The sequence below is a fragment of the Streptomyces sp. OfavH-34-F genome, assembly GCF_022347745.1.
Classification (GTDB): Bacteria; Actinomycetota; Actinomycetes; order Streptomycetales; family Streptomycetaceae; genus Streptomyces.
Window position 1 is genome coordinate 1 of record NZ_JAKRGC010000281.1, and the last position, 8,555, is coordinate 8,555.

8 protein-coding genes and 1 pseudogene are annotated in these 8,555 nt (G+C 74.3%); 3 read left to right on the forward strand and 6 right to left on the reverse strand.

Annotation, left to right across the window (positions count from 1 at the left end; translation table 11 throughout):
* Positions 1–83 precede the first annotated feature (83 nt).
* From MHW47_RS28185 to MHW47_RS28205, 5 genes are all read right to left on the reverse strand, one after another.
* Positions 84–884, reverse strand: a complete 801-nt coding sequence (locus MHW47_RS28185; RefSeq protein ID WP_239226582.1) for an SAM-dependent methyltransferase — start codon at positions 882–884, stop codon at positions 84–86.
* Between the two features lie 127 nt (positions 885–1,011).
* The gene (locus MHW47_RS28190) at positions 1,012–1,491 is read right to left on the reverse strand and encodes an NUDIX domain-containing protein (RefSeq protein ID WP_239226583.1); all 480 of its coding nucleotides are present in this window, start codon (positions 1,489–1,491) and stop codon (positions 1,012–1,014) included.
* 38 nt (positions 1,492–1,529) lie between these two features.
* Positions 1,530–3,125 carry an apolipoprotein N-acyltransferase gene (lnt, locus tag MHW47_RS28195; protein WP_239226584.1) on the reverse strand — a complete coding sequence of 532 codons (1,596 nt, stop codon included), beginning with the start codon at positions 3,123–3,125 and terminating at the stop codon, positions 1,530–1,532.
* Positions 3,126–3,191: 66 nt separating this feature from the next.
* Positions 3,192–3,755: a hypothetical protein gene (locus MHW47_RS28200; RefSeq protein WP_239226585.1), complete on the reverse strand. Its 564-nt coding sequence runs from the start codon at positions 3,753–3,755 to the stop codon at positions 3,192–3,194.
* Between the two features lie 69 nt (positions 3,756–3,824).
* A complete protein-coding gene (locus tag MHW47_RS28205) occupies positions 3,825–4,610 on the reverse strand; it encodes a glutamate racemase (protein WP_239226586.1) in 786 nt (261 codons plus the stop codon).
* A gap of 58 nt (positions 4,611–4,668) precedes the next feature.
* Between MHW47_RS28205 and MHW47_RS28210 the strand changes: the two genes are divergently transcribed.
* The gene (locus MHW47_RS28210) at positions 4,669–5,841 is read left to right on the forward strand and encodes a glycosyltransferase (RefSeq protein ID WP_239226587.1); all 1,173 of its coding nucleotides are present in this window, start codon (positions 4,669–4,671) and stop codon (positions 5,839–5,841) included.
* 18 nt (positions 5,842–5,859) lie between these two features.
* Here MHW47_RS28210 and MHW47_RS28215 read toward each other — a convergent pair whose 3' ends face one another.
* A complete protein-coding gene (locus tag MHW47_RS28215) occupies positions 5,860–7,206 on the reverse strand; it encodes a TerD family protein (protein ID WP_239226588.1) in 1,347 nt (448 codons plus the stop codon).
* A 337-nt stretch (positions 7,207–7,543) separates the two neighbouring features.
* Between MHW47_RS28215 and MHW47_RS28220 the strand changes: the two genes are divergently transcribed.
* Together MHW47_RS28220 and MHW47_RS28225 are read left to right on the forward strand one after the other, a co-directional pair.
* Positions 7,544–8,026: a DUF6643 family protein gene (locus MHW47_RS28220; protein WP_239226589.1), complete on the forward strand. Its 483-nt coding sequence runs from the start codon at positions 7,544–7,546 to the stop codon at positions 8,024–8,026.
* 260 nt (positions 8,027–8,286) lie between these two features.
* Positions 8,287–8,555 (forward strand): annotated as a pseudogene (locus MHW47_RS28225) (hypothetical protein); the annotation flags it as partial.

The window sequence follows — 8,555 nt, forward strand, 5'->3', positions numbered from 1 at the left end:
CGGCGGGACCGGCGGGGCCGGGGGGCTGGGGCGGGGCGGGGCCGCCCGGCCCGCCGGCCGTGGCCGCGGTCCTGCGGTACGGGCTACCGCTTGGCGGCCACGAAGCCCCACTGGTCGACCGGGGCGCCGACGACCGGCTCCTCGGGGCGCCACAGGCTGATCGAGCCGAAGCCCGGCTCCACGAGTTCGAGCCCGTCCGCGAAGGACGCGACGATCTCCTTGGGGCGCGAGATGTACGGCATGGCGCCGCCGCTGGCGTACTCGTCCGAGCCGGCCTGCGTCTCCGGGGTCTCGATGGTGTCGCAGAGCATCAGGTGGCTGCCCGCGGGCAGGGCCTGAAGGTAGCGGCGGAGCAGCGCCGCCGCCTCGTCCGCGTCCGCCACGTGCCCGAGGGTCGAGAGCACCATGACGGCCACCGGCCGGTCCAGGTCGAGCGTGCGGGCGGCCTCGCGCAGCACGGTCTCCGCGTCCCTCAGGTCCGCGTGCACGTAGTCGGTCGCCCCTTCGGGCCGGCTCGTCAGCAGGGCGCGGGCGTGCGCGAGGACGATCGGGTCGTTGTCCACGTACACGATGCGCGCCGACGGGTCGACGTCCTGGGCGACCTCGTGGGTGGAGTTGGCGGTCGGCAGTCCGGTGCCGAGGTCCAGGAACTGCCGTATGCCCGCCTCGGCGGCCAGATAGCGCACCGCCCGCGCCTGGAACGCCCGTGAGGCGCGCGCGATGTCGATGATCTGCGGATACAACTCCTCCATCGTCGCGCCGAGTCGGCGGTCCACCTCGTAATTGTCCTTGCCGCCCAGCCAGTAGTTCCACACCCGCGCCGAGTGCGGCGTGGTCGTGTCGATTCCGTTCACCGGCATCCGGCTGTCCCGCCCGTCAGTCATCGGCCCTCTTCACCTCGCGCACAGGCGGCACGGACGATCTCCGTGCCGCGCGGGGCCCATGTTTCCCCACCTGCGACGACAAGACCAGGGCGGGGGGCCGGAAGCTCCCGGAGGCGGAGATTCCGCTCTACTGCGGGACGGTGGGTTCGAACCAGGTGGGTCCGTCGGTCATCGCCTGCTTGATCCGCAGCAGCGCGAAGTCGGCCAGATCCGGCAGCGCGTCCACCGGGAACCAGCCCACCTCCAGCGACTCGTCGTCGTTGACCCGGGCCGTGCCCCCGGTGGCGCGGCAGCGGAAGGTGACGTCGAGGAACTGGCAGCGGTCGCCGTTGTCGTAGCGCACGGGCGGCAGCGCCTGGGTGAGCACGACGCGCTCGGCCACGCAGCGCACGGCGGTCTCCTCGTACACCTCGCGCTCCGCCGTCGCCGCGGGCTGCTCGCCCGGCTCGCAGATGCCGCCGATCACGGACCACTCTCCGGTGTCGGCGCGCCGGCCCAGGAGGACTCTGCCCTCGTCGTCGAAGACGACGGCGGTGACGCCGGGCAGCAGGAGGAGCTGCTGCCCGGCGGTGGCGCGGATCTCTCGGATGAAGTCAGGAATGGCCATGCGTCCGACCCTACGCGGCGGGCCGGCGGGCCGGCCGGTCAGCCGGCGCGCCGGGCACGCACCGCCCGCGCGCCCGCCCAGCCGAGCGCCCCGAGCGCGAGGAGGACCAGCACGCCCTCGGGCAGCGAACCCATCCGGGTCGCGGGGGTCAGCGAGGAGCGCAGCGGCACCTCTTCGACCAGGGCGTCCGGCGTGAACATCTTCGTCTTCCGCACCACCGTGCCGTCCGGGCGGATCACCGCGCTGACGCCGCTGGTGACGGGGACGACGACGGACCGGCTGTGCTCGACGGCGCGCACCCGGGACATGGCGAGCTGCTGGTAGGTCATCTCGCTGCGGCCGAAGGTGGCGTTGTTGCTGGGCACGGCGATGAGCTGCGCGCCGTGGCCGACGGTGTCGCGTACGGCGTCGTCGAACGCGGCCTCGTAGCAGGTGACGAGTCCGGTGTAGGTGCCCGCGAGGTCGAAGACGCCGACCTTCTCGCCGGGGCCGAAGTCGCGCCGGACGCGGTCCACGTCCGAGCTGAAGATCCGGACGAAGGAACGCATCGGCATGTACTCGCCGAAGGGCTGGATGTGGCGCTTGTCGTAGGTGTCCACGGGGCCCTTGTCCGGCTCCCACTGGATGAGGGTGTTGCGCAGGGGGCCCGTGTCGGGTTCGACGACCGCGCCGATGACGGTCGGCGCGCCGATCGCCCGCACCGCGTCGTCGATGACGATGCGTGCGTCCGGGTTGCGGTAGGGGTCGAGGTCGGAGGAGTTCTCCGGCCACAGGACGAAGTCCGGCTGCGGGACCTTTCCGGCCTTCACGTCGCGGGCGAGCTGCTCGGTGCGCTTGGCGTGGTTGTCCAGCACGGCGCGGCGCTGGGCGTTGAAGTCGAGTCCGAGGCGGGGCACGTTGCCCTGGATGGCGGCGACGGTCGCCGTGCCGTCCTCGGCGGTGTCGTCGACGAGCGGCAGCGCCGCGAACGCCCCGGCCACCGGTACGACCACGGCCGCCGCCGCGACGGCGGCCGTGGTCCGCCGCAGTTCGCCGGTGGTGCGGTGCAGGACGGCGCGGCGCACCGCCTCGAAGAGGCCGAAGCCGCAGAGGACCACGGCGAAGGAGAGCAGCGGGGTGCCGCCGAGCGCGGCGAGCGGCAGGAAGACGCCGTCGGCCTGGCCGAAGGCGATCTTGCCCCACGGGAAGCCGCCGAACGGCACCCGGGCGCGGACCGCCTCGTCCAGGGTCCAGACGGCGGCCGCCCACAGCGGTCCGCCGGGGAGGCGGGAGACCGCGGAGATGCCGACGCAGCCGGCCGCGATGAACAGCGCCTCGGCCGCGGCGAGGGCCAGCCAGGGCACCGGGCCGACCTCCTCGCCGGTCCAGTGCAGCAGGGGCAGCATGAAGCCGAGCCCGGCGAGCAGCCCGAGGCCGAGGGCGGCGCGGGCCCGGCGTTCGTACAGCACCCAGCCGAGCAGGGCGAAACCGGGCAGAACCAGCCACCACAGGGGGCGGGGCGGGAAGCTGAGGTACAGCATCACGCCGGCGAGGACGGCTGCCGCGGGCCGTACGAGGCGCTGGGGCAGACCGCCCTTCCGGGAGGCGGGCGCGGGGCTCTGCGGTTCGCCGACCTGGGCGATGGTGGTGCTCACCCGGCGGAGTCTACGGTGAGGGGCGGGCCGCCGGGGAGTCCCGTCGGGAGGGGGCGCGCGGAGCCGTCAGGCACCCGCCGGGTAGCCCGAGGACGGAAGGTGCAGGCGGGCGCGGATGAACCGGACGCCGGCCTCGGCGTCGTCCACCGTGATGGTGAACGTCCGGCCGTCGCCGAGCCGCAGCACCAGCCCCTCGCCGCGCCGCACCACGACGGCCGTGCCCTTCTCGGGGCGCCAGCGGTAGCCCCAGCCGCCCCACTGGCGGGGGGTGACCTGGGGGGCGAAGTCGGCGGCGACCACATGGGTGAGCAGGATGCGGCGGCGCGGCAGGCCCATGTGGCCGCAGCGCACCTCCAGGGCGTCGCCGTCCACCCGGACCGCGACGTTCACGAAGGCGAGGGTGCCGAACAGCATGAGCAGCCCGGCGGCCACGCAGCCGATCACCGACATCAGCAGCGGGGCGATGCCGGAGGTCCAGCTGGAGCTGACGGCGAGCTGGATGCCCAGTGCCAGGCAGGCGGCGCCCAGTGCGGCGAGGACCCACTGGGTGCGGTTGGTGGCCCGGCCGACCCAGACCTGCGAGTGGGTTCCGGTTCCGGTGTGCTTCGGTTCTCCGGGGTGCTCCCTCATGCCCAGCAGCGTACTGAAGAACGGGCGCGCGGGGACGGCCGCGCCCGCGCCGGCGGGGCCGCCCGGGGGTCAGCGCACGGAGCCGACGGCGGCCAGCCCGCGCCCCTGCGGGTAGGCCAGGGCGGCCTGCGGCAGCTGTGCGGGGCGTCCGCTGAGAATGACCGCGATGGCGGAGGAGGGTTCGGCCGACGGAGCGGGTTCGGCACCGATCCGGCGCAGCGCCTGGGCGGCGACGGCACCGGCCGAGCCGTGGAGGGTGACCGGGGGCAGTCCGGGGCGGGCGACGGCGGCGCGGATGCGCTCGGCGACCAGCTCGTAGTGGGTGCAGCCGAGGACGACGGCCCGTACGTCGGGCGGGGTGAGTGCGGCGGCGGCGGCCACCGCCTTGTCGATGCGGTCCTCGTCGGCGTACTGGACGGCGTCGGCGAGGCCGGGGCAGGGCACCTCGGTGACGGCGGCGGAGCCGGCGAAGTCGCGGATCAGGCCGCGCTGGTAGGCGCTGCCGGTGGTGGCCGGGGTGGCCCAGATCGCGACGGAGCCGCCGTCGGCCGCGGCGGGCTTGATCGCCGGGACGGTGCCGATGACGGGCAGGCCGGGCTCCAGCTCGGCGCGCAGGGTGGCCAGCGCGTGCACGGAGGCGGTGTTGCAGGCGACGATCAGCGCGTCGGGACGGTGGGCGGCGGCGGCGCGGGCGACCGCGAGCGCGTGCGCGGTGACGTCCTCGGGGGTGCGGGGGCCCCAGGGCATGCCGTCCGGGTCGGAGGAGAGCACCAGGTCCGCGTCCGGCCGCAGCCGGCGTACCGCGGCGGCGGCAGCGAGCAGTCCGATTCCGGAGTCCATCAGTGCGATCTTCACCCGGTCACCATAGTCGACCGCCCTTGCGGTCCCCGCTCAGTGGTGCAGACTTCCGCCAATGAGCGCCGTTGCCTGGATCGCCGTGGGTTCGCTTGTCGCGTGGGTGTGGCTGTTGCTGGGCCAGGGGTTCTTCTGGCGCACCGACCAGCGGCTGCCGAGCCGCGCGGCCCCGGAGCGCTGGCCCTCGGTCGCGGTGGTGGTGCCGGCGCGCGACGAGGCGGCGATGCTGCCGGTGAGCCTGCCGTCGCTGCTGGCGCAGGACTATCCGGGGCCCGTCGAGATCTTCCTCGTCGACGACTGCAGCAAGGACGGCACGGGGGACGTCGCCCGCGCGCTGTCCGTGCGGTACGGGGGTGTGCCGGCGACCGTGGTGTCGCCCGGTGAGCCGGAGCCCGGCTGGACGGGCAAGCTCTGGGCCGTGCGGCACGGGATGGCGCTGGCCCGGGCGCGCGAGCCGGAGTACCTGCTGCTGACGGACGCCGACATCGCGCACGAGCCGGACAGTCTGCGGGAGCTGGTGTCCGCCGCGGAGACGGGCGGCTTCGACCTGGTCTCGCAGATGGCCCGGCTGCGGGTGGCGAGCGTGTGGGAGCGGCTGGTCGTGCCGGCCTTCGTCTACTTCTTCTCGCAGCTGTACCCGTTCCGGTGGATCAACCGGAACACGGGGCGGACGGCCGCCGCGGCGGGGGGCTGCGCGCTGCTGCGGACGGAGGCGGCGGTGCGCGCGGGGGTGCCGGACTCGATCCGGCAGGCGGTGATCGACGACGTGTCGCTGGCCCGCGCGGTGCGGCGGTCGGGGGGCCGGATCTGGCTGGGACTGGCGGAGCGGGTGGACAGTGTGCGGCCCTACCCGGGGCTGGGCGATCTGTGGCGGATGGTGGCGCGCAGTGCGTACGCCCAGCTGCGCCACCATCCGCTGGTGCTGCTCGGCACGGTGCTGGGGCTGGCGCTGGTCTACCTCGTCCCGCCGGCCGCGCTGGTCGCCGGGGTGCTGGAGGGGGACGCGGTGGCGGCGTGGGCCGGAGGGCTCGCGTGGGCGGTCATGGCGGGCACGTACATGCCGATGCTGGGCTACTACCGGCAGTCGCTGTGGCTCGCCCCGCTGCTGCCGTTCACCGCGCTGCTGTACCTGCTGATGACCGTCGACTCGGCGGTGCGGCACCACCGGGGCCGCGGTGCGGCCTGGAAGGGGCGTACGTACACCCGTCCCGAGGCCGCACCGGATCAGTGAGTCAGCGCCGGGGCCGGCTCACTTGCGGCCCGGCGTCCAGTTCATGCCCCAGCCGTAGGCGTGGTCGATGGTGCGCTGCGGGCTGACCCCGCGCTGCGGCACCAGGTAGCGGGCCTCGCGCTGCACGGTGAGGTCGTTGCCGGTGTTGGTGATGAGCGCGAGCGCGCAGACCGTGGACGGCACGGTGCACTCGTCCAGCGAGAAGTCGATCGGCGCGCCGTGCTGCGGCTGGAGGGTGACCGTGGCGTGCAGGTCGGCGAAGCTGCGGGCGCCCTCGTAGATGGTGACGAAGATCAGGACCCGGCGGAGCTGCGCCTTGTGGTCGAGGTTGATCGTCAGGTTCTCGCCGGTGGCGACGGCGCCGGTGCGGTCGTCGCCGTCGAGGTGGATGAACGGCGGCTGGTGGAGCGCGCCGAAGGCGTTGCCGAGGGCCTGGACGACGCCCTTGCGGCCATCGGTCAGCTCGTACAGGGCGCACAGGTCGAGGTCGAGGTCGGAGTGGTTCGCCACGGCCCGGCCGAGCTTGCTGCCCCAGCCCTTGAACTGCTTGCGGACCTCCCAGTTGAGGTTGACCCGCATCGCGCCGGACGTGCCGCCCTGCTTGGTCAGCGAGACGGACGGCGCCTCCTTGGTGAGCGTCACCTTGGTCAGCCGGACGGGCTGCGGGGCGGGCGGTGCCGGAGGGGCGGGCGGTACGGGCGGGGCCATCGGGGGCGCCATCGGCGCGGCGAGGGTCGGCTGCTGGGGCTGCGGGTAGGACGGGGGCGGCGGCGTGGCCGGGGCCCGGTGGGGCTGGTGGGGCTGGGGGGCCGGCGGGGCCTGCTGGGGTTCGTCCACGGAGATCCCGAAGTCGGTGGCGAGCCCTTCGAGCCCGGAGCTGTAGCCCTGGCCGACCGCGCGGAACTTCCAGGCGCCCTGGCGCCGGTAGAGCTCGCCGAGGATGAAGGCCGTCTCCACGGTGGCGTCGGCGCTGTCGAACCGGGCGAGTTCGGCACCGTTCACGGCGTCCAGGACGCGCACGTAGAGGCCGCTGACCCGGCCGAAGGTGCCGCCGTCCGCCGAAGCGGCCAGCACCACGCGGTCGATGGCCGGCTCCACCCGCGCCAGGTCCACGGCCAGCGTGTCGGTCGCCGCGCCGCCCGCCGTGCGCTTGCCCTCGTGGCGCACCGCGCCGGAGCTGTGGGACGGCTGGTTGTAGAAGACGAAGTCCCCGTCGTTGCGCACCTTTCCGGAGCCGAGGAGCAGGAGCGCCGAGGCGTCCACGTCCGGTGTCCCCGGAGCGGTGCGCCACCCCATTTCGACACGCACGGCCTGGGCCGCCACTGGGACATTGGTTCCCTTTTGCATGGTCATGCTCGCCCCCATCACGAGTCCGCTGCCGAGACCTTTCCGGGTCAACCTAATGCCCGCCGCTCCCGGGGGGTGAACTCGCGCCCGGAGCGCCCGGATCGGGGGGTCCGGGCCCGGGCCAGTGCGGGCCCCGCCGGACGGCCCCGGCCGCGCGATGCTACCTGGCGGTACACGGCACACTCCGCAGAGCGACGCGACCCGCCCGAGCCCAAGCACGGCACCGTGGAAAGCCCTCTCCCGAGCGACTCTTCACCGTTCTTTCACCCGCTCGGACAGCGGGAAACTCAGTCCATATGACAACCGGGAAATTGGGGCTCCCCAATCTGCACATCGTGGGCTTAACTTAGGTGTCATGACCTCCCCCCGCTCCACCTACGGTGGCGGCTACTACGCCGCGCCGTCGTTCCCCGACACTCCGATCTACGACTCCCTGGTCGCGGAGCGGGGCACCCCTCAGATCGCACCGATCCGAGTGCCCGCCGCCTACGACACCGGCAGCAGCTACCTGCCGGCGCTCCCCGCGGCCCTGCCGGCTCTTCCCGCGGCGCCCTCCCCGTCCCAGCCGTCCTACGGCTACCCCCAACCGGCGGCGCAGCAGCAGCAGTACGCGCCGATGCAGCCCTCGCACCTGCAGCACGCGCCGGCGCCGTACATCCCGCAGCAGCCGGCCGGCGGCCGGGGCATGTACCAGGCGCCTCCGCCGCCGCAGCAGCAGCGGCCCGCGCCGGGCACGGGGTACGAGTCGATGCGCCCCGCGGCGCCCCGGCCCGCACCCGCGCAGGCCCCGTACGACCCGTACGGCCAGCAGCCCTACCAGGGTGGCCGGGGCTACTAGGAGCCCTTCCGGGCCCGGGCGGCGGCCCCCTGCCGCCCGTGTCCACACCTCGATCGATGCCTGAACGCGCCCGTCGCGCGGCAACCGTCCCAGGGGAGGGGCCGGCCGCGACGGGCCGTTTCCGGACGCGGTCTCGCGTCCGGGAACTCACGGCGGCGTGCCGTGCGTTGGGGTCGGTGGGCCGCTTCCGACACGCGGTCCGGCCCATCCGTACCAGGTCAGTACGGATACGGAAGGGGGGGTGCGGAACCGTGCGAGCGATGACCGGTGTCCGCCGCTGGCGCCACAACCCGCTGTGCCGGGCCACGGACCGGTGCGAGGCCTGGCTGGCCCTGACCGCGTTCCTGCTGCTGACACTGGCGGCGCCGGCGGTCGGCTGGCTCTGCGGGGCGCGGACGGACGCCTCGCTCCAGGCGGTGGTGCGCGCCCAGCGGGCCGAACGGCATCCCACGACCGCCGTCGTGGTGCGCCGGGTGGCGGGCGCCCGTCTCACCGCCGACCCCGAGATGTCCGGCGACCACGCGCGGCG